This window comes from Streptococcus sp. FSL W7-1342 (assembly GCF_037966635.1).
GTDB lineage: Bacteria > Bacillota > Bacilli > Lactobacillales > Streptococcaceae > Streptococcus > Streptococcus salivarius_D.
Window position 1 is genome coordinate 746,415 of record NZ_CP150200.1, and the last position, 22,560, is coordinate 768,974.

General features: G+C 41.9%; 13 protein-coding genes. 12 read left to right on the forward strand and 1 reads right to left on the reverse strand.

Translation table 11 applies throughout. From position 1 onward, the window contains the following. The first annotated feature begins 522 nt into the window (after positions 1 to 522). The 10 genes from NSQ79_RS03285 to NSQ79_RS03330 all read left to right on the forward strand — a co-directional run bounded on the left by NSQ79_RS03285 (position 523) and on the right by NSQ79_RS03330 (position 19,266). Positions 523 to 5,256: a glycoside hydrolase family 70 protein gene (locus tag NSQ79_RS03285; protein ID WP_049554048.1), complete on the forward strand. Its 4,734-nt coding sequence runs from the start codon at positions 523 to 525 to the stop codon at positions 5,254 to 5,256. Positions 5,257 to 5,736: 480 nt separating this feature from the next. Then, positions 5,737 to 7,722, forward strand: coding sequence for a KxYKxGKxW signal peptide domain-containing protein (locus NSQ79_RS03290; protein WP_049554049.1), 1,986 nt, complete (start codon positions 5,737 to 5,739; stop codon positions 7,720 to 7,722). Positions 7,723 to 8,574: 852 nt separating this feature from the next. Further along, positions 8,575 to 13,314, forward strand: coding sequence for a glycoside hydrolase family 70 protein (locus NSQ79_RS03295; protein WP_339313848.1), 4,740 nt, complete (start codon positions 8,575 to 8,577; stop codon positions 13,312 to 13,314). A gap of 230 nt (positions 13,315 to 13,544) precedes the next feature. After that, complete coding sequence (locus NSQ79_RS03300; protein WP_339313850.1) at positions 13,545 to 14,282, forward strand: YhfC family glutamic-type intramembrane protease; 738 nt, start codon at positions 13,545 to 13,547, stop codon at positions 14,280 to 14,282. After that, complete coding sequence (locus tag NSQ79_RS03305; RefSeq protein WP_002891308.1) at positions 14,269 to 14,544, forward strand: autorepressor SdpR family transcription factor; 276 nt, start codon at positions 14,269 to 14,271, stop codon at positions 14,542 to 14,544. Before NSQ79_RS03300 ends, NSQ79_RS03305 begins: the two co-directional genes overlap by 14 nt. Beyond that, positions 14,534 to 15,121 (forward strand): DUF1648 domain-containing protein, encoded by a 588-nt coding sequence (locus tag NSQ79_RS03310; RefSeq protein WP_339313852.1) that lies wholly within the window; start codon positions 14,534 to 14,536, stop codon positions 15,119 to 15,121. Before NSQ79_RS03305 ends, NSQ79_RS03310 begins: the two co-directional genes overlap by 11 nt. A gap of 211 nt (positions 15,122 to 15,332) precedes the next feature. Continuing rightward, a complete protein-coding gene (locus tag NSQ79_RS03315) occupies positions 15,333 to 15,662 on the forward strand; it encodes a bacteriocin immunity protein (protein WP_164332089.1) in 330 nt (109 codons plus the stop codon). A gap of 247 nt (positions 15,663 to 15,909) precedes the next feature. After that, the gene (locus tag NSQ79_RS03320) at positions 15,910 to 17,925 is read left to right on the forward strand and encodes a M13 family metallopeptidase (RefSeq protein ID WP_339313855.1); all 2,016 of its coding nucleotides are present in this window, start codon (positions 15,910 to 15,912) and stop codon (positions 17,923 to 17,925) included. Between the two features lie 133 nt (positions 17,926 to 18,058). After that, positions 18,059 to 18,382 carry a hypothetical protein gene (locus NSQ79_RS03325; RefSeq protein WP_339313857.1) on the forward strand — a complete coding sequence of 108 codons (324 nt, stop codon included), beginning with the start codon at positions 18,059 to 18,061 and terminating at the stop codon, positions 18,380 to 18,382. 50 nt (positions 18,383 to 18,432) lie between these two features. Continuing rightward, complete coding sequence (locus tag NSQ79_RS03330) at positions 18,433 to 19,266, forward strand: metallophosphoesterase family protein (RefSeq protein WP_070849501.1); 834 nt, start codon at positions 18,433 to 18,435, stop codon at positions 19,264 to 19,266. Between the two features lie 102 nt (positions 19,267 to 19,368). Here NSQ79_RS03330 and NSQ79_RS03335 read toward each other — a convergent pair whose 3' ends face one another. Next, positions 19,369 to 20,634 (reverse strand): threonine/serine exporter family protein, encoded by a 1,266-nt coding sequence (locus NSQ79_RS03335; RefSeq protein ID WP_070847237.1) that lies wholly within the window; start codon positions 20,632 to 20,634, stop codon positions 19,369 to 19,371. Between the two features lie 326 nt (positions 20,635 to 20,960). Here NSQ79_RS03335 and dhaK point away from each other — a divergent pair, with 326 nt between their 5' ends. Continuing rightward, on the forward strand, positions 20,961 to 21,950 hold the full coding sequence (gene dhaK, locus NSQ79_RS03340) for a dihydroxyacetone kinase subunit DhaK (RefSeq protein ID WP_049554056.1): 990 nt from the start codon (positions 20,961 to 20,963) through the stop codon (positions 21,948 to 21,950). 31 nt (positions 21,951 to 21,981) lie between these two features. Next, a complete protein-coding gene (dhaL, locus tag NSQ79_RS03345; RefSeq protein WP_045768541.1) occupies positions 21,982 to 22,557 on the forward strand; it encodes a dihydroxyacetone kinase subunit DhaL in 576 nt (191 codons plus the stop codon). The last annotated feature ends 3 nt before the right edge of the window (positions 22,558 to 22,560 follow it).

Consider the following 22,560-nt stretch of genomic DNA (forward strand, 5'->3'; position numbering starts at 1 on the left):
TCACCTAGCTTCATTATAATCCTTTTTTAAGAATAAACAACAGAAACTAACGGAATTATCAAAAATGTTAAAGAACTGACATAAAAGATTCTATATTTAGTTTCGTTAGTCAAATAAGAATTCACCTGTGTAAATCATTTATATTTTTAATTTTTGTTCCTCATAGACAGGACCTGGTCTTAGCCAGATGAAAAACTAGAGTCTTTCTATCTAAAATTTTCTTTTCAGAATTGTCTTTTTTAGGGCTGCTTCTCTCATAGTTTTGCTATCTCTTAAGCTTAATTGAAGCTTGCTTTAATGTTGAAAAGCCTTTGAAGATAAGCGCTTGAAGGAGTTTGAGAAGCAAAAAAACTCTATTTAGGACCTTACATATGGTGTAAGGTCTCATTTTTACTAATCAAAGTTAATAATAGGAAGCGTCCGGCAGAGATTTATGAAAAGAAGATGACTTTTTCCTATTTGTAATTTGTCTGAATATATCATAGAGTAGAGTCAACAACAGAAAAAGGATGATTGATATAGATGGAAAATAAGGTACGTTTTAAACTACACAAGGTTAAGAAAAACTGGGTAACTATCGGGGTGACCACTCTCTCAATGGTTGCCTTGGCAGGCGGAAGCCTCCTAGCTCAAGGTAAGGTAGAGGCCGATGAGACAAGCACGCCAAATGGTGATGGCTTGCAGCAACTGAGTGAGGATGGGACTGCCAGTCTAGTGACGACAACAACTGTTACTGAGCAAGCTAGTGCTCAAGCAAGTGTGTCAGCAGTAGAAACAGCCAGCGTAAGTCACGAAACAAGTTCTCAGGTGTTAGCAAGTGCAGTCAGCCAAGAGGCAACTGTCCAAGCACAAAACAGTCAAGTTATCGGTCAAGAAGTGGCAGTTTCTTCGCAAACTCAAGCTAGTCCCCAAGAGACACAGACTACGGAACAGGTGTCACAAGGTCAGACATCAACTCAAGTAGCTGGGCAAACAAGTGCTCAGTCTACTCCAAGTGTGACAGAACAAGCAAGACCTAGAGTCTTGACCAATGCTGCACCAGCAATCGCCACACGCGCTGCTGACAGCACTATTCGTATCAATGCTAACCGCAACACTAACATTACGATTACGGCCAGTGGTACGACACCAAATGTCACCATTATCACTGGGCCAAACACTCCTAAGCCAAACGTGACGGTGACAAGTCCAAATGGCACAAGACCAAATGTGACCATTGTAACGCAGCCAAATCAACCAAACAAACCTGTTCAACCAAGTCAACCGTCTCAACCTAACAAGCCAGTCCAACCAAGTCAACCAAGTCTTGACTATAAACCAGTAGCTTCCAACTTGAAGACGATTGATGGCAAGCAGTATTATGTTGAAAATGGCGTTGTGAAAAAGAACACAGCGATTGAACTTGATGGTCGTCTTTATTATTTCGATGAGACTGGGGCTATGGTGGATCAAAGTAAACCTTTGTATCGTGCCGATGCTATTCCAAATAACTCTATCTATGCGGTTTATAACCAGGCTTACGACACGTCAAGCAAGAGTTTTGAACACTTGGATAATTTCTTGACGGCTGATAGTTGGTACCGTCCAAAACAGATCTTGAAGGACGGGAAAAATTGGACAGCTTCAACTGAGAAAGATTATCGTCCCCTTTTGATGACTTGGTGGCCAGACAAGGTGACACAGGTCAACTACCTCAACTATATGAGTCAACAAGGCTTTAGTGATAAGACCTATACGACCGACATGATGAGCTATGACTTGGCAGCTGCTGCCGAAACGGTTCAACGAGGAATCGAGGAACGTATTGGTCGCGAGGGCAATACCACTTGGCTTCGCCAGTTGATGTCAGATTTCATCAAAACACAGCCTGGCTGGAACTCTGAGAGTGAGGACAATCTCTTAGTTGGTAAAGATCACTTGCAAGGAGGAGCACTGACCTTCCTCAATAATAGTGCGACAAGTCATGCCAATTCAGACTTCCGCCTCATGAACCGCACACCGACTAACCAAACGGGGACACGCAAATATCATATTGACCGTTCAAATGGTGGTTACGAGTTGCTCTTGGCAAACGATATCGACAACTCTAACCCAGCTGTTCAGGCTGAACAACTAAACTGGCTCCACTACATCATGAATATTGGTTCTATCCTTGGCAATGATCCAAGTGCCAACTTTGACGGTGTTCGTATCGATGCGGTGGACAATGTGGATGCGGACCTCTTGCAAATTGCTTCTGACTACTTCAAGGAAAAATACCGTGTGGCTGACAATGAAGCCAACGCCATTGCTCACTTGTCAATCCTTGAAGCTTGGTCCTACAATGACCACCAATACAACAAGGATACCAAGGGTGCTCAGTTGTCCATTGACAATCCACTACGTGAAACGCTTTTGACAACTTTCTTGCGTAAGAGCAATTACCGTGGCAGCTTGGAGCGCGTCATTACTAACTCTCTTAACAATCGTTCAAGTGAGCAGAAACACACGCCACGTGATGCCAATTATATTTTCGTGCGTGCCCATGATAGTGAAGTGCAAGCTGTTTTGGCCAATATCATTAGTAAGCAGATTAATCCAAAAACAGATGGTTTCACCTTCACTATGGATGAGCTCAAACAGGCTTTTGAAATCTACAATGCGGACATGCGCAAGGCTGATAAAAAGTACACCCAGTACAATATCCCAGCTGCCTATGCCACAATGTTGACCAACAAGGACAGTATCACTCGTGTTTACTACGGTGACCTCTTTACCGACGATGGCCAATACATGGCTGAAAAATCACCGTACTATAATGCCATCGATGCCCTGCTTCGTGCTCGCATCAAATATGTAGCAGGTGGTCAAGACATGAAGGTTACTAAGCTTAATGGCTATGAAATCATGTCATCTGTGCGTTATGGTAAGGGTGCAGAAGAAGCCAACCAACTTGGTACTTCTGAAACACGCAACCAAGGAATGCTCGTCCTTACAGCCAACCGACCAGATATGAAGTTGGGAACAAATGACCGTCTAGTGGTCAATATGGGAGCTGCCCACAAAAATCAGGCTTACCGTCCATTGCTTCTCAGCAAATCTACAGGACTTGCGACCTACCTCAAGGATTCTGATGTGCCAGCTGGATTGGTTCGCTATACGGACAATCAAGGGAACTTGACCTTCACAGCAGACGATATTGCTGGTCATTCAACCGTTGAAGTTTCTGGTTATTTGGCAGTTTGGGTGCCAGTGGGTGCTTCAGAAAACCAAGATGCCCGCACCAAGGCTTCGAAGACTAAGAAGGGTGAGCAGGTCTTTGAATCATCAGCAGCTCTTGACTCACAAGTCATTTACGAAGGCTTCTCAAACTTCCAAGATTTCGTTAAGACACCAAGTCAGTACACCAACCGTGTTATTGCTCAAAATGCCAAACGCTTCAAAGAGTGGGGAATCACTTCCTTTGAATTTGCGCCACAATACGTGTCTAGCCAAGACGGCACTTTCTTGGATTCTATCATTGAAAATGGCTATGCCTTCGAGGACCGTTACGATATTGCCATGAGTAAGAACAACAAATACGGTTCACTCAAAGACCTCATGGATGCTCTTCGTGCCCTTCACGCTGAAGGTATCTCAGCCATTGCTGACTGGGTTCCAGATCAAATTTACAATCTCCCTGGAAAAGAAGTGGTAACAGCTTCACGTACCAACAGCTACGGCACACCACGTCCAAATGCTGAAATCTACAATAGTCTCTATGCAGCTAAAACACGTACCTTTGGAAATGACTTCCAAGGCAAGTACGGAGGTGCCTTCCTTGATGAATTGAAGGCAAAATACCCAGCTATCTTTGAGCGCGTGCAGATTTCAAACGGCCGTAAATTGACTACAAATGAGAAAATCACGCAATGGTCAGCCAAGTATTTCAATGGAAGCAATATCCAAGGTACAGGGGCTCGCTATGTCTTGCAAGATAACGCAACAAACCAATACTTCAACCTGAAAGCAGGTCAAACCTTCCTTCCTAAACAAATGACAGAAATCACAGCAACTGGTTTCCGTAGGGTGGGAGATAAGGTCCAATACCTCTCAACGAGTGGCTACCTTGCCAAGAATACCTTCATTCAAATCGGTGCCAACCAGTGGTATTACTTTGATAAGAACGGTAACATGGTCACAGGTGAACAGGTCATTGATGGCAAGAAATACTTCTTCCTAGACAATGGGCTTCAGCTACGTCATGTTCTTCGCCAAGGCAGTGATGGTCACGTCTATTACTACGATCCTAAAGGGGTTCAGGCCTTTAACGGATTCTACGACTTTGCAGGTCCTCGCCAAGATGTTCGCTATTTTGATGGTAACGGTCAAATGTATCGTGGTCTCCACGACATGTATGGCACAACCTTCTATTTCGATGAAAAGACTGGTATTCAAGCTAAAGACAAGTTCATCCGCTTTGCGGACGGTCGCACACGTTACTTCATTCCAGATACAGGAAATCTCGCAGTTAACCGTTTTGCGCAAAATCCTGAGAACAAGGCTTGGTATTACCTCGATAGCAACGGTTATGCCGTGACAGGCCTCCAAACCATTAACGGTAAACAGTATTACTTTGACAATGAAGGTCGTCAGGTTAAGGGACACTTTGTCACTATCAATAACCAACGTTACTTCCTTGATGGCGATAGCGGTGAAATTGCCCGTTCACGCTTTGTGACGGAAAACAACAAGTGGTACTATGTCGATGGCAATGGTAAGTTGGTTAAAGGTGCTCAAGTCATCAATGGAAATCACTACTATTTCAACAATGATTATAGCCAAGTCAAGGGTGCCTGGGCCAACGGCCGTTACTATGATGGTGACTCAGGTCAGGCCGTAACCAATCGCTTTGTCCAAGTCGGTGCCAACCAATGGGCTTACCTCAACCAAGATGGTCAAAAGGTAGTTGGTCTCCAGCATATCAATGGTAAACTTTACTACTTTGAAGGCAATGGTGTCCAAGCCAAGGGTAAACTCCTTACCTATAAAGGTAAGAAATACTACTTTGATGCCAATAGTGGTGAAGCTGTGACCAATCGCTTTATCCAAATTTCTCGTGGTGTTTGGTATTACTTTAACGCCTCAGGCCAAGCCGTAACAGGTGAGCAAGTCATCAACGGTCAACACCTCTATTTTGACGCTTCTGGCCGTCAGGTCAAAGGCCGTTACGTCTGGGTTAAAGGCCAACGCCGTTACTATGACGCCAATACTGGAGCTTGGGTCAGAAAACGATAAGTAGGCAGAAAAAAAGTATTTTTGGGACTATCCCAGAAGCTTATAGATTGAAAATCAGTAGTTTTCCACATAATTTCAAAACTTTTAAGTACTTGAAGTATTTTCTTTCAAGTACTTTTCTTTTATCATTTTCCCTCGAAATGTCTAGTGGATTGTAAGTAAACAATGAGTTTGATTAATAGAATCGTCAATAAACTACTTACTTTCGTTTTAAACTATACTCAGTCTTTAATGAGGGAGGCGTTAAAATTGCTAAAAGTTGCGATTTCTGTGTGAATTTAAGAAAATCCGAACGTTTTTTTGGTAACGTTTTCTAACATATAAATGCTATAGGCATATATCTTAGGCTTGTTTCTTCAAATGGATTATGGGTAGAAGGTTAGTCTTATGAGACTAGGGTTATGCATCTGTAATTGTATTCGCTTCCAAAATCCCTTAACATAGTATAGAGAAATAAAGTTATATTGAAAGGTGTATGTTATGGAAAAGAAAGTTGGATTTAAGTTGCACAAGGTCAAGAAAAACTGGGTGACTATTGGAGTTAGTACGCTGTCGATGGTTGCACTTGCGGGTGGAGCACTTTTAGCGGACCAATCGGCACAAGCAGACGAAGTGTCACTTCCTAATGGAGATGGTTTTGAACAAACAGATGCAGGCATTGAGTCAAGTGCTTCATTGATTAATGAAAGTTATTCGCCAACCTTGACAGAAGATGCCGGCCATTTGTCAGCAGTATCATCTAACTATGGCAGTCAAACAAGCTCAAGCTACGAGTCTTCATCATCTGCCTCAACAGGAGGCTCATCACAGACTGTGGTAGGTGGTGGAGCTGGTCAAGTGAGCTCGTCACAATCTTCTCAAGTAGTAGGAACACAAAACTCTAATTCATCACAAACGGGTTCTGCTTACCAATCAAGTAGCAGCTCAGCATCAGTAAGTGCTAGTGCGTCAAGTTCGTCAAGCTCATCAAGTTCAGCTTGGTATTCTTACTCGTCGTCATCATCTTGGTCATCATCATCGTCAGCTAGCGGTTTTGCGACAATTACGACAAGTTCGTCTGACTCAAACGGCATTCATTGGAATGGTGGTCGAAACACGACGATTACCATCACGGCTTCAGGAACAACTCCGAATGTGACTATCGTTTCGAACTCTAATAAACTGTTTCCAAATGTGACAGTAGGTCAATCAAACGGTTCAAATGCTAATGTCACTATCATTTCACAAGGAAATCAACAAAATAACTCAGGTTACCAAATCATCTCAGGCGAGACTAAGCCAAGTGTTGATTCGAACAATGCCAAGTCTTCATTTGTCCGTGTAGGCGAGAACCAATGGTATTATTACGACCAATATGGCCAAAAGGTCAAAGGTGAAAAGGTCATCGATGGTAAGGCTTATTACTTCCTTGAAAATGGTCTTCAAGCTCGTGACTCACTTGTTAAAGGTAGCGATGGCTACACTTATTATTACGATAAAAATGGTGTGAAAGCTATCAACGGTTTCTACGATTTTGCAGGTTACCGTAAGGATGTCCGCTATTTTGACTGTTATGGTCACATGGCTACTGGTCTCCTTGAAATGGGTGGCACAACCTTCTACTTTGATACACAAACAGGTATCCAAGCTAAAGACAAGTTTATTCGCTTCTCAGATGGCCGTATCCGTTACTTCATTCCTGATACTGGTAATATGGCTGTAAATACCTTTGTTCAAAATAAAGAAAACCAAGCTTGGTACTACCTAGATGAACATGGTTACGCTGTGACAGGAAAACGTATCATCAATGGTAAAGAATATTGCTTTGACTCAGAAGGCCGTCAAATCAAAGGTCAGATGATGCAACAAGGCAACAAGCAATACTACATTTCTGCCCAAACTGGTGAAATGGCTGTTTCACGCTTTATCTTTGAAAATAACAACTGGTATTATGCGGATGCTTTTGGTTGCCTCGTTCAAGGTGCAAAAGTGATTGATGGTAAACTCTATTACTTCAACAAAGACCACAGTCAGTTAAAAGGTGGCTGGGCTGAAGGACGTTACTATGATGCCGTCACTGGTCAAGCAGTAATCAACCAATTCATTCAAATTGCGGCTAACCAATGGGCTTACCTTAACCAAGATGGTCACAAAGTAACAGGTCTTCAAAATATTAACAATAAAGTTTACTATTTTGGTAGCAATGGTGCTCAAGTCAAAGGTAAATTGCTCACTGTCCAAGGTAAGAAATGTTACTTTGATGCCCACACAGGTGAGCAAGTGGTAAACCGCTTTGTCGAAGCTGCACGTGGCTGCTGGTATTACTTTAACTCAGCTGGCCAAGCAGTGACTGGACAACAGGTCATCAATGGTAAACAACTTTACTTCGACGGTTCAGGTCGTCAAGTTAAAGGACGTTATGTTTATGTTGGTGGTAAACGACTCTTCTGCGATGCCAAAACTGGTGAATTGAGACAGCGTCGCTAATTAATATGTACTTTAAAAATCTAGAGCGAATTTTTCCTTTTCCTATATAAATTACTATTATTATTTTCCTATCAGAACTCTAGATGATTAAATAGACAAAAAAGCCAGCATTAGCTGGTTTTTTTAGTGAGGATAGCGTTTTGCTGTTTGTTTAGGTGATTTTTCACTCTTAAATCCTAATAATTTTGTCCCTCTCATATTCAAAAGATGGAGCCATAGCCGTGTTATAATGGGTATTATATTTGTATGTAGAAAATAGAGTTATGGGGAACTATCTTCGTTTAACTCGAGGTGTAAGTGACTTCTTAAAGGAGAGAAATCATGCTTATCTTGGCTTGGATTATCATTGTCATATTATTTCTTTTAATTTCGAATTATTACTTTTATAAAACAGATTCCAGAACACGTAAAAAAGCATTCCTCTATGCAATTATTGAGACCATAGGTGCCTTTTTTACTAGGTGGTAGTACATGGAAAATAATTAAAAACACCAATCAAGAGTTTTTCGGACTACCAAACATGGGAAGCAGGTAACCTCCTAACCCATTAGCCACACATACTTTCACAGTCATTCGCTAATGCCTCCTACCAAAGCCTTTATTTCATCTTAGAAATAAAGGTTTTTTTATTTAAAAATAAATTAAGATTGTTGGGGTGCAAGGAGTGCTTGGAGGGGCTATAACCTAATGATACCGTTAGTTACCAATTCCTCGTTTCGTCTACCATTCATTTGAGCCTGATTTCTTAGAAAACCAGGGGCTATACATTAAGCTGACATTATAGTTGTGTAATTGTATTCCCTTGTCAAATAGCTTATGATAGAAGTAATATAAGGGAAAAAGGTATATAATATGGAACAAAAAGTACGCTTTAAAATGCATAAAGTGAAGAAGAATTGGGTGACAATTGGGGTAACAGCACTCTCAATGGTTACTGTTGCTGGTGGAACCTTGTTGGCGGATCAACAGATTCAGGCCGATGAGCAAAATCCTGCGAATCAGTCGGGTGATAGCAGTCAGGATTTGCTTCAAGAAACACCTGCCACAACTAATGATGCAGCAACTACGGTAGCACCAACTATCGCGGCAGATGCCAATACTGCTAGTGTCAATATCCCTGTCGCAGACGCCACTAGCACGACAACAGCTGTTACAGATAGGGCAGCAGCACCTACCACAAACGCAGCGACAGTTGACACCAACTCAGATCAAGCAGCACCAAGTACAAATGTACAACCAGCTGCAACTGATACGAGTGCTACAACTACAGATACAACTAACAATACTACAACAGCCACTACAGACCGTGCAGCAACAACGGATACGGAAAATACAGAAGCCCATACACGTAGTCGTCGTGCCTTGGTAGAAACTCGTGAAGCCAACACAAACACATCGACTGGTATCCAATGGATTAACGGCAAACAATACTATGTCAATAGTGACGGTAGTGTACGTAAAAACTTCGTTTTTGAGCAAGATGGTAAGTCTTATTACTTTGATGCTGAAACAGGGGCACTTGCGACTAAGTCTCAGGATGAATTTTCAACAGAACCTATCAAGGCAACCGTAGATTTTTCATCTGGAAACCAGCTCTACAAAAACGATGACAAGTCTTTGGACCAACTCGACACCTTCATCACAGCGGATGCTTGGTACCGTCCAAAGAGCATTCTCAAGGATGGTAAGACTTGGACAGCTTCAACTGAAGCGGACAAACGTCCTCTATTGATGGTTTGGTGGCCTGACAAGTCTACTCAGGTCAACTACCTTAACTACATGCAAAATCAAGGTCTTGGAGCAGGGTCATTTTCAACCAACTCTAGCCAGGAAAGTCTAGACCAAGCTGCCAAGATGGTTCAGACTAAGATTGAAGAACGTATCGCTCGTGAGGGCAATACCAACTGGTTGCGTACAAGTATTGACCAGTTCATCAAGACTCAGCCAGGTTGGAATAGTAGCACTGAAAATAGTTCATATGACCACTTGCAAGGTGGACAGTTGCTCTTTAACAACAGTAAGGGTGATACTGGCAACCGTACCAGCCACGCCAACTCTGACTATCGTTTGCTTAACCGCACACCGACTAACCAGACGGGTACACGTAAGTACTTCAAGGACAATTCTATCGGTGGTCTTGAGTTCTTGCTTGCCAACGATATTGATAACTCAAACCCAGCTGTTCAGGCAGAGCAACTTAACTGGCTCCACTTTATGATGAATATTGGAAGCACCATGGCCAATGACCCAACAGCTAACTTTGATGGTTTGCGTGTCGATGCCTTGGACAATGTGGATGCCGACCTTCTCCAAATCGCATCAGACTACTTCAAAGCAGCCTATGGTGTGGACAAGTCTGAAGCCAATGCCATCAAACACTTATCATATTTGGAAGCTTGGTCTGCCAACGACCCATACTACAACAAGGACACTAAGGGAGCACAACTTCCGATTGATAATGCCCTTCGTAACGCCCTTACCAACCTCTTGATGCGTGATAAAAATACACGTATGCAGCTTGGGGACATGACTGCCTTCATCAATAGTAGTTTGAATCCACGTGGTGCCAACGATAAAAACGGTGAACGTATGGCTAACTATATTTTCACTCGTGCCCATGATACAGAAGCTCAAACCATTATTCAACGTATCATTCGTGATCGTATTAACCCAAATTTGTTTGGTTATAATTTCACTCGTGATGAAATCAAGAAAGCCTTCGAGATTTACAATGAGGATATTGATAAGGCTCACAAGACTTATGCGTCATACAACTTACCATCTGTCTATGCTCTCATGTTGACCAATAAGGATTCTGTAACACGTGTTTATTACGGAGACCTCTACCGTGAAGATGGTCACTACATGGCTAAGAAGACACCGTACTTTGATGCTATCGACACCCTCTTGCGTGCTCGTATCAAGTATGTAGCTGGTGGTCAAGACATGGAAGTTAAGAAAGTCGGAAATGACGGACTCTTGACATCTGTTCGTTATGGTAAAGGTGCCAATAATAGAACTGATTGGGGAACTTCGGAAACCCGTACGCAAGGTATGGGTGTCATCATGACCAATAACTATGATTTCCGATTGGGTAGCAATGAAACCGTAACGATGAACATGGGTAGAGCTCACCGTAATCAGCTTTATCGCCCATTGCTTTTGACGACAAAGGATGGTATAGCAACCTACCTCAACGATTCTGATGTGCCTAAAAACCTTCTTAAACGCACCGACTGGAACGGGAACTTGACTTTCAATGCCAACGATGTTTTTGGTGTGGAAAATGTCCAAGTCTCAGGTTACCTCGGTGTCTGGGTACCAGTCGGAGCTAAGGCTAATCAAGACGCACGTACACAGCCAAGTAACCGTACAAATAGTGACGGTCAAGTTTACAAGTCTTCAGCAGCCCTTGATTCTCAAGTTATGTATGAAGCCTTCTCAAACTTCCAAGCCTTTGCGGACGATCAACCAGAACTTTACATGAACCGTGTCTTGGCTAAGAACACTGACTTGCTCAAAGCTTGGGGAATCACGTCAGTCGGACTTCCACCACAGTATGTTTCAAGTAAAGATGGCACTTTCCTTGACTCAACGATTGACAATGGTTATGCCTTCGATGACCGTTACGATATGGCCTTAAGTCAAAATAACAAGTACGGCTCACTTGAGGATCTCCTTAACGTCCTTCGTGCCCTCCACAAAGACGGTATCCAAGCCATTGCTGACTGGGTGCCAGACCAAATCTATAACCTCCCAGGAAAAGAAGTGGTTAATGCGACTCGTGTTAATGGTTATGGTAACCACCAAATAGGCTACCAAATCATTGACCAAGCCTATGTGGCTAATACTCGTACAGATGGTACAGACTATCAAGGTAAATACGGTGGTGCTTTCCTTGATGAGCTTAAAGCTAAGTACCCATCTATTTTCAACCGAATGCAAATCTCAAATGGTAAGCAGTTGCCTACGAATGAAAAGATTACCAAGTGGTCTGCTAAGTACTTCAACGGAACTAACATCCTTGGACGAGGCATCAACTATGTCCTTCGTGATGATAAGACCAACCAGTACTTTAATACTTCAGCCAACGGCCAACTCTTGCCAACACCACTTCGTAACACTGGTGCCATCACAAGCACTCAAGTCTTCCAACGTCGTGGACAAGACGTTTACTTCCTTCGTGATAACCAAACCGTTAAGAATGAATTTGTTCAAGACGGAAACGGTAACTGGTATTACTTCGGTGGTGACGGTAAGATGACCAAGGGTGCCCAAAACATCAATAACAAGGATTACTATTTCTTTGACAATGGTATCCAATTGCGTAACGCCCTTCGTCGTGCTAGCAACGGCTATACCTACTATTACGGTCTAGACGGCGCAATGGTTAAGAATGCCTTCGTTGATTTTGATGACAAACATAAGCAGGTTCGTGCCTTTACGACTCAAGGAACAATGGTAGTGGGTAACCTTCATTGGAGTGGCCACCATTTCTACTTTGACCGTGAAACTGGTATCCAGACTAAGGATCGCGTTGTTCGTACCGATGATGGCAAATTGCATTACTATGTTGCTGAAACTGGTGACATGGGACGAAACGTCTTTGCGACAGATAGCAGCACAGGTAAACGTTATTACTTTGACGCTGACGGTAATACTGTGACTGGTTCACGTGTCATTGATGGTAAGACTTATTACTTTAACCAAGACGGTAGTGTCGGTACGGCCTACAGCAATCGTGCAGATTCTATTATCTTTGAAAATGGTAAGGCTCGCTACATCACACCAGCAGGGGAAATCGGACGTAGCATCTTTGTTTATAACCCAGCAACTAAGGCATGGAACTACTTTGATAAAGAAGGTAACCGTGTCACAGGACGTCAATACATTGATGGTCACCTCTATTACTTCAAGGAAGATGGTAGCCAAGCTAAGGGCGAAATTATCGAGGAAAACGGCATTAAGTATTACTATGAGCCAGAATCAGGTATTCTTGCTAGCGGACGCTACCTCCAAGTTGGTGATGACCAGTGGATGTACTTCAAACAAGACGGTTCACTGGCTATCGGCCAAGTTCGTGCTGATCATGGATACCTTAAGTACTTTGATAAAAATGGTATCCAAGTTAAGGGGAAAACTGTTGTCGAAGATGGTAAGACTTATTACTATGATGCCCACAGTGGAGCTCTTGTCACAAGCAGCTTTGCTGAGATTGCACCAAACCAATGGTCTTACTTCAATACTGATGGCCAAGCCCTTAAAGGCAAGTGGACGATCAATGGCAAGGAATACTACTTTGACGAAAATGGTATCCAATACAAAGGCAAGGCCATTAAGGTCGGTAGTCGTTACAAGTACTATGACGAAAACGACGGTCAACCTGTAACTAATCGCTTTGCTCAAATCGAGCCTAACGTCTGGGCATACTTCGGAGCAGATTGCTATGCCGTAACAGGCGAACAAGTCATCAATGGCCAACACCTTTACTTTGATGAAAATGGTCGCCAAGTTAAGGGTGCCTACGTTACAGTCAACGGCCAACGCCGTTACTACGATGCTAACACTGGCGAATATGTCCCAGGAAGATAAGCAGTAGTAGCTCATGTGACTGACCAGAGAACACACAGCCGAGAATGAGGGAAAATTCTCAAGAAGAAAGATCGTGAAAACGGTCTTTTTTTGTATCCCTATTTCGATTTTTTTCGAAATAGCCTTGACAGTGCTTTCAGAAAAGCGTAGAATCTATTTCGAAAAGTATAGAAATAGGTATTCTGACCTAAGTCGTATTGATGCTCCGTTTCAATGAAAGGATAAATCAAATGGAAACATTCCTTTTTATGGCAATTCTTACCATGTTGGTTATCGCCGTCATTAGTTTTATCGTTCTGAAGAAAAGATGGCAATTTTCAATCAAGCTCTTTTTAGGCGGTCTGATTGGTTTTGCCTTACCTGTCATGATGATTGAAGGACCTATCAATGCCCTAGTTCTTTCAAGCTTTGGTCACTCTTCTAAATGGTTCACCATTATTTATGGAGGGCTTATGGCTGGCCTTGTTGAAGAAACAACTCGCTATTTGGTTTTTAAGGTACTTGCAAAGAAAAGAAGTTTGATGACGTCTGATATTGTAGCCTACGGTTTTGGACATGGTCTTAGTGAATTTATCTTCCTTGGAGTGATGGGCTTACTCACTAACATCATTGTTTTGCAGGCCATCCATTCAGGTCAGGCCAGTCAGTTACCTTCAACTCTTGTTAGTCAGGTAAACCAATTAACGGGCTTTGCTGTGGTTATGTCTCTCTTTGAAAGACTAGTTGCCTTGGTGTTACAAGTCTTGCTTACAGCTTGGGATTTTCTAGCAGTCACTAAGCATAGGCTTTCATTCTATTTCTGGGCGATTATACTCCATGCTGCCATTGATTTTTTGGCAGGTGCTTATCAGCTAGGGATAGTCAGCAATCTCTTACTAATCGAACTTATTTTAGCTATTTATGTGTTAGGTATTGGACTTCTGACACGTCGGATTTGGAGAAAGGAGGAAACTCATGGGCTTATCTGAAACCTTAAAAGCCATCTCTGCCCCTGTGAGGAGAGAAATTTTAGACTATCTAAAGTCTGGACCAAAGTCCGCTGGTGAAATCAGCCAGCAGTTTGACTTGGCTCCCGCAACAGTTTCCCATCATTTGTCTACCTTGAGAAAAGCGGGACTTATTGAAGAAGAAAAACAGAAGAATTTTATCTACTATAGTTTGAACTTGACCGTTTTTGAAGAAATTTTAACTTGGATTCAATCACTTGGAGGAAAAGAAGATGAAAAATAATATGCAAAGAGTCATTGGTAATATAATGATACTTACACCGGTTATTATCGGACTAGTCTTTTACAAACAACTACCAAATCAGATTGCAATCCACTTTAATGTGGAAGAGCAAGCCAATGGTTTTATGAATCGCAATTTAGCAATTGTTGCACTTCCTTTTCTTGCGTTAATCATATATAATCTCTGTTTTTCATTCTTTAAACAAATAACGATCCCATTCTTAAAAGAGTTTATGCTATGGTTGGTCCCAATTTCTGCTGTGCTTATCCAAGGTCTTATATTGACTGTTGCCTTAGGAGGTCATGTTCAAGTTCGCTTAACTGTGATTTGGTTAGTGGCACTTATTTTTCTAGTGATTGGAAATTATCTTCCTAAAAGAATAGGTCTGGCTACAAAAAATCATAACCAGAGCAGTAAATCAGTAGTGAGAAAGTTGGGATACCTAATGGTTGCGATGAGTCTTGTCTTGCTAATAAGTCTCTGCTTTAATCCCTATACTACAATTATGATTTTAGGCATTTTTATAGTTCTTATCTTGAGTATCTTGTTACCCAATTTTCGCAGTTTAAGAAAGTAATCGTCTGATTACTTTTTTGTCCGTTTGTGTCATATATTGGACAGTATATGGCAGAAAGATATTTTTGCTCTTGAATTTGATATGCTAGATGTGTATAATGATGTCACAGCGAACTATTAAAGGAGGTCGGTGCTCATGACAATACAAAAATTAACCAATTTAATTCACTTGCTCGACCTTATCTTGCTACAGATTATTGGAGGTAATTTAGTTGACAAAAAGCAATAACACGCAAATTACGGATATCTTAAACACTATCTATAATCTTATTGTAAATCCAGAAACAACTGAAAATGAGAGAGAATTGCTCGTAACGTTTAAAATTGAAATAGAAGTTGGAAAGAAGGATAATGATGAACTTCTTGCAGAATTATGCAGAGCTATTCAAGTTCTAGCAGTCCGCAATCTTTCTAAAGGGATTTCACTGAGTTCAGGAGTGAGTGACTTGAGTAAGACTCTCACAGAATTCCAAGAAAAATCAGAGCGTAACATTAATCTAGCAATAGGATTAACATCACTCGGCAGTTTGTCTTTTAAATGATTTATCTGCTTGTGATGATTAGTAAAATGACCAAAAAGATCAACTAAATTCAACCTGCTAAGTTGGATTTAGTTGATTTTTTATTGTTCTTATCTTGAGTGTCATGATATTTAATTTTAGCAGTGTAAGAAAATACAGAGAAGTAATCGGCTGATTACTTCTTTTTGTCTCCCAAAAACATCTTGCTAAAATCGGTGTTCTAATGATATAATACAAGTATATTAATCTAATTTTCTAAGGAGTATCTATGAAAAAGCGTAAGAAAATTATTCTTGGTTCCATAACGGGAGTCTTGGCCTTGGCTCTTGCAGGAGGTGGTTTTTGGGCCTATAAAACCTTTGTCCCACAAGAGACACCGATTGACAAGAATGCTACGATAGCCTCAAATTTTTATCAGGCTGTCAACAAGGAATGGCTCCTAAAAGCAAAAATTCCTGTTGATTCTCCAAGCATTGATAATTTTTATACTTTAGATGAAGATATCAAAGGAAAGCTAAAGAAGGATATCAAAAATTTAGGGGAGGGCAAGGAAACGTCGGATATTACAGGAATGTCTGAGTTTATCACCTTCTACAAGGCTGCTAGTGATTACAAACAACGTGAGAAAGATGGCCTTGAACCTCTCAAACCTTATCTAAAAGAAATTGAGGATATCAAGGATCTGAATGATTTGGCCAGTAAATCTGCTAGCTTGACTGATAAAGGGATTCCTCTTCCATTTGGTTATGACGTAGGAACTAACGCAGAGAATACCAGCCAAAAACAAATCCAATTGAGTCCCCCAAGTATCTTATTGCCAGATGTGTCTATTTATAAAGACGAGGCCAGCAAGAAACAATATTTGACTCCAATTGAAACAGCCACGCAAAAAGCCTTGGAAATGCTTGGATATAGCGAAAAAAATAGTAAACGGATTGTCAAAGAAGCACTGGAGTTCGACGAAATCATTGCTAAGTACAGTCTCAGTAACGAAGAGATGTCTGAAAGTAAGAATTTGGTTCACCCTAAAACAGCAGAAGAGATTAATGCCTACTCTGGTTCCTTCAAATTATATGATGTCATTAAAGGCATTATGGGACGTGATTTAGAAACCATCAATGTCCCTAATACCAAGTATTTTGAGAATTATAGTAAGGTCGTTAATCAGGATAATTTTTCTAAAATCAAATCATGGATCTTGGTGCAAGAAGCTATGGCAGCGTCAAATTCTTTGACAGAAGATTACCGTTTGAATTTTGCATCGATTAGCATGGCTATTATGGGTACACAGAAGCCAGTTTCTAAGGAAGATACGGTTTACGAGATGAGTGTCCATCTGTTTAGTGATGTCATGAGTGTCTATTATGGACGTAAATACTTTGGTGAGGAAGCCAAGACTGATGTGACAGGCATGATTGATAAAATCAAAAATGTCTATCGTGGCCGTCTCCAAAAGAATAATTGGTTGACGGAAGGTACACGCAACAAGGCCATCGAAAAGTTGGATAAAATGAAGGTTTTCGTAGGTTATCAGGAAGATGTCGATCCTGGTACTAAGGAACTACATCTTGACCCTAACAAGTCCTTCTTTGAACTGTCAGAAGATATTGCCCAGTTCGGAAAACGTTATACCATTGATCATTTTGATGATCCTATTGATAAGAATAAATGGTCTGGTTCTGCTTTTGATATCAATGCCTATTACAACCCAGAAAGTAACAGTATCAACTTCCCGGCTGGTATTTTGCAAGCTCCGTTTTATGACAAAAACCAAAGTACTGAAAAGAACTATGGTGGTATCGGTGTCGTGATTGGACATGAAATTACCCATGCCTTTGACTCCAATGGAGCCGATTATGATGAGAATGGTGACATGCATAACTGGTGGACAAAAGCAGATACTAAAGCTTTCGACAAGAGGATCAAAGCCTTTGAAGACCAGTGGAATGGTTTGGAAATTTACGGGACTAAGGTAAATGGAAAACTCACAGTCACTGAGAATGTCGCAGATGCTGGTGGTCTCTCATCCACACTACAAGTTCTCAAAACAGATATGACAAAACCTAACCTCAAGGATTACTTTGAGAACTACGCAGATATCTGGAAACAAAAGGCTAGCCTACAGTACAACAAATATACCATGGTGCAAGACGTCCACGCACCAAATGAGCTACGTGTTAACCAACAACTTAAAAACCTTCCTGAGTTCTATGAGACCTACCCTCAAATCAAAGAAGGGGATGACATGTACTTGGCACCAAGCAAACGCATTAGTTTGTGGTAAGATGTGTTGCTATTTTGTAAATCAACAAGAAGAGAATTTGGAATGGAAACATCCCAGGTTCTCTTTTTATGTTGTCGTTTTGGGGAATCATTTTCTAGTGTTATAATGGTGCTATTAAGGAAAGGATTCAAGAATGAAGCATAAAAGGAATCTGATAGAAGATAATAAAAGAGGTGAGAATCAGAGCTTTCTCTACTTCCTACACGAGGAGAAAAAATTTGACGTAAAAGCACTTGATGATTTGTGTCACTACATCATAGAACTGGATACAATCAGTCTAGAGCAGTTGAGAGATATTCATTATATTGAAAATCAAATACTACGCCATCTCGTGTATCATTTTGATGAAAATGATTTAAGTAAAATCTCAAATCTCCCTTTTGACTATTGGGAGTATATAGAGCCCTTTGAACGCTTGGTGGCATGTTTGTATGAGGGTGAAGGTAAGGAAGAATAGTTGATGTTGTATTAGTTTTAACTTAATAGACCATCAGTGAAGGAGTATAGATGAAACATCGTATTGCAATTTTGTCAGATATTCATGGAAATACAACAGCTCTTGAGGCAGTTATTAAGGATGCTCAAGAGTTGGGTGCGACAGAGTATTGGTTAATGGGGGATATTTTGTTACCTGGACCAGGTAGAAATGAACTCTTTGAACTTCTGTCTTCTATTCCTCTAACAGCCACTGTTAGAGGAAATTGGGATGATTGCGTTTTGGAGGCTTTGGATGGGGAGTATGGTCTGGAGGACCCTCAAGAAATTCAGCTCTTGCGACTTACCCAGTACTTGATGGAAGAACTGGATACTGAATATGTTGATTGGATACGTTCTCTACCTCTGGTTGTGAAAAAGGAAGTCAATGGGATTCGTTTTTCTCTGACGCATCACTTACCGGAGAAAAACTACGGAGGTGAGTTACGACCAGCTAACGATACCAGTCATTTTGATCAGTTGCTAGATGATCAAACAGATATGGCGATTTACGGTCATGTGCATAAGCAATTGCTTCGCTATGGTAGTAAGGGGCAACAGATCCTTAATCCTGGTACGATTGGGATGCCCTATTTTGACTGGTCACCCCTGCAAAATCATAGGGCCCAGTATGCCTTAGTCGATGTAGAAGAAAATGGTCTTACTAATCTCCAATTTCGGAAGATTGCCTATAATTATGAGGCAGAGTTGCAGTTAGCCAAAGACAAACAGTTGCCCTATATCGAGCTTTATCAAGAGTTACGAAGAAATGACACTTATCCAGGTCATAACAAAGACTTAATTGAGCGTTTAAACCAGCAGTATGGCTATGCTAAAGATGTTAAGGAATATTTTGATTTGAAGTAGATTTTGCGAGGTAGCTTTTTTAGGGCTACCTTTTTTGGTGTCAATTACTAATCGAAACACCAAAAAAGCCACTGGCATACAAAACCAATGGCTTTTAACAATTTATTTCTTCTTCCCTAGTACAAAATAACGGCTAGGAATTTGTTGTGTCAGGCTGACTGCGATTGCGATGGTAAATGAGGCCAGGAAACAAGCCCGTAGGAAGCTTAGGCCTAGGTGAGAATTTCCAATCAAGAGGAAGTAGACCGCACGGTAGAAGCTCATCCCTGGAATGAGTGGGAACATGCTTGAGGCTAGGAAGACTGTAGCTGGGCATCTACGGTAGTGGGCCAAAAAGCGTGAGGTGAATGTGACCAGAAGGGCTGGAAAGAGGATGGCAAGGACCTCGTGATGGGTATTGTTCCAAATCAAGAGGTAGAGGAGCCATGAGCCTGCACCTAGGGTTCCGAGGTCTAAGAAGTATTTCTTTGGTACTCGGTAAAGCACGGAGAAGGCTGCTGTCCCTAGTCCTGCCATGAAGGTCTGAATCAAAACCTCTTGCCATGAGGTGGATGGTGTTGAGAACATGCCTGATAATTGTTCCGCAAAGGGAAGAAGTGAAATCATGGCAAGGACACCGACAGAGATAGACAGACAAGTGGAGACCCCTGACAGCATTAGGGCCAGACCACTGTAGTAGTTGTTCTGGGTGAATTCTCGTATGGCATTAACAAAGTAGGCCCCAGGAATCAGAATCATCAGGGTTCCTAGGATAATCACACTGCGATGTTGCCCAATTCCTAGATAGTAGAGAACATTGGCTGATAAAGCAGCGATGGCACTTGAGAGGATAATCTGCAAGAAACTGGTATGAATAAAACGTGAAAAGAGCTGCATACCAATCCCCACAAAAAGTCCCGATATAGCCGCAGCAGTTCCATCAATCCAGCTACTGCCCAGAGCTAGCGAGAAGCTCCCAGCACCAATGACACAGGCTATAATGTCCTCTAAAGGACGATAGAAAGTCTTCTGCTCAATGGTTTTCAGCTTTTGGAAAATGCTAGAGACAGGTTGATTGGGCTGCTCTGCCAGTTCGCGAGACAGGCGGTTCACTTCCTCGAGTTTTCCCAGATGGATAGAAGGAGCTGAGGTAGCTAGGACACGAGACTCCTTAAGACCTGAGCGGTTGAGTCCGGAGATCATGACCCCTCGATTGACCACGTAAGTGGAAAAGTCTCTGATACCAAGAGACTTGGCCATGTGTCCCATAGTGTCTTCAATACGGTAAATCTCAGCACCGCTCTCCATAAGGACACGGCCAGCCTGAAGGACGGCATCCATTTCGTTTTTAGTTTCTGTTTCTGTCTCTCTTTGGAAATCGATGGTCATTTGAACCTCCTTATCGCTTAATTCGTCATTCTATTATAAGGTTTGAATGGTGGTTTTTCAATAGCTTTGGCGACTAAAATAGGACTTTCTATGAGATTTTTCTTCTACTTAATGATAGAAGTCAGGAAAATGGAGGTCTTGCCTTTTGCCTTGCTATTGATAGAGGCAAATGCTACAATTAAATTATAAAATGTATGCGTTTACATATTTTTACGCTGTCTTTCTCAAAAAGCCTTGAAGTCCTTTATTTATAGGGAAATGAGCAATCATAGAAGGAAGCCAATGTAAGTGCAAATAGTTGATACCTTTGAAAAGGAGGCAATCCCATGAAAAAAATTATCAATAAACCTGAAAATGTTGTGACAGAGATGCTAGATGGCTTGGCTTATGTTCACAGTGATTTGGTGCATCGTGTTGAGGGTTTTGACATCATCGCAAGAAATGAGAAGGCTACTGGTCAGGTTGGTCTCATTTCTGGTGGCGGAAGTGGTCACGAGCCAGCCCACGCTGGTTTTGTAGGTGATGGTATGCTTTCGGCAGCCATTGCAGGTGCTGTCTTCACGTCCCCAACGCCAGATCAGATTTTGGAAGCTATCAAGGAAGCGGACCAAGGGGCTGGTGTCTTCATGGTTGTTAAAAATTACTCTGGTGACATCATGAATTTCGAGATGGCTCAAGAATTGGCTGAGATGGAAGGGATTGAAGTAGCTAGCGTTGTTGTTGACGACGATATTGCTGTGGAAAATAGCCTTTATACACAAGGTCGTCGCGGGGTTGCAGGTACTATTTTCGTTCACAAAATCCTAGGTCATGCGGCTCGTGAAGGCAAGTCTCTGGCTGAAATCAAAGACTTGGCTGACAAGATCGTTCCTAACATCCACACCATTGGTTTGGCCCTTAGCGGTGCAACGGTTCCTGAGGTTGGTAAGCCTGGTTTTGTCCTAGCTGAGGATGAAATTGAATATGGTATTGGTATTCATGGTGAGCCTGGCTATCGTAAGGAGTCTATGCAGCCATCTCGCCAGTTAGCTGAAGAATTGACAGGGAAACTCCTTGAAGCCTTTGAGGCTAAGGAGGGTGAACGCTATGCCCTACTCATCAATGGTATGGGTGCGACACCTCTCATGGAGCAGTATGTCTTTGCTAACGATGTAGCAAGCATTCTTGGAGATGCTGGACTAGATGTAGCCTTTAAAAAATTAGGTAACTACATGACATCGATTGATATGGCAGGTCTCTCATTGACGCTCATGAAGATTGAAGATGACGCTTGGCTTGAGGCTCTGGAGAGTCCTGTTAAGACCATCGCTTGGTAATCTGACATGAAAACTAGAAATTAGGTATATTATGGATAAAACAGTTGCAGTAAAATGGATGCAAGGCTTTGATCAAAAAGTTGAAGCAGAAAAAGACCACTTGTCTGAATTAGACGGTCCTATTGGAGATGGTGATCATGGTGCTAACTTGGCGCGTGGCATGGCGGCAGCCATTGAGGCTATTAACAGCACTGAACCACAAAGTGCAGCAGAAGTGTTCAAGGCGGTGTCTATGGCCTTGATTAGTAAGGTTGGTGGTGCCTCAGGTCCACTTTATGGGTCTGCCTTTATGGGCATGATGAAGGCTGAACAAGCTGGTCAAGATTTGGCAGGAGTGCTTGAGGCAGGTCTCGAGATGATTAAAAAACGTGGCCATGCAGAAGCCGGTGAAAAGACCATGGTTGATGTTTGGCATCCGGTTGTTGAAGCTGTCAAACAAGGACAACTCACCAATGATGTCATTGATCAAGCTGTTCTTTCAACCAAGGAAGTTGCAGCTACCAAGGGTCGTGCCTCTTATGTAGGTGAGCGTTCAATTGGTCACATTGATCCAGGCTCTTATTCGTCTGGGCTACTCTTCAAAGCCTTGCTAGAAGCGGAGGGCTAGGAT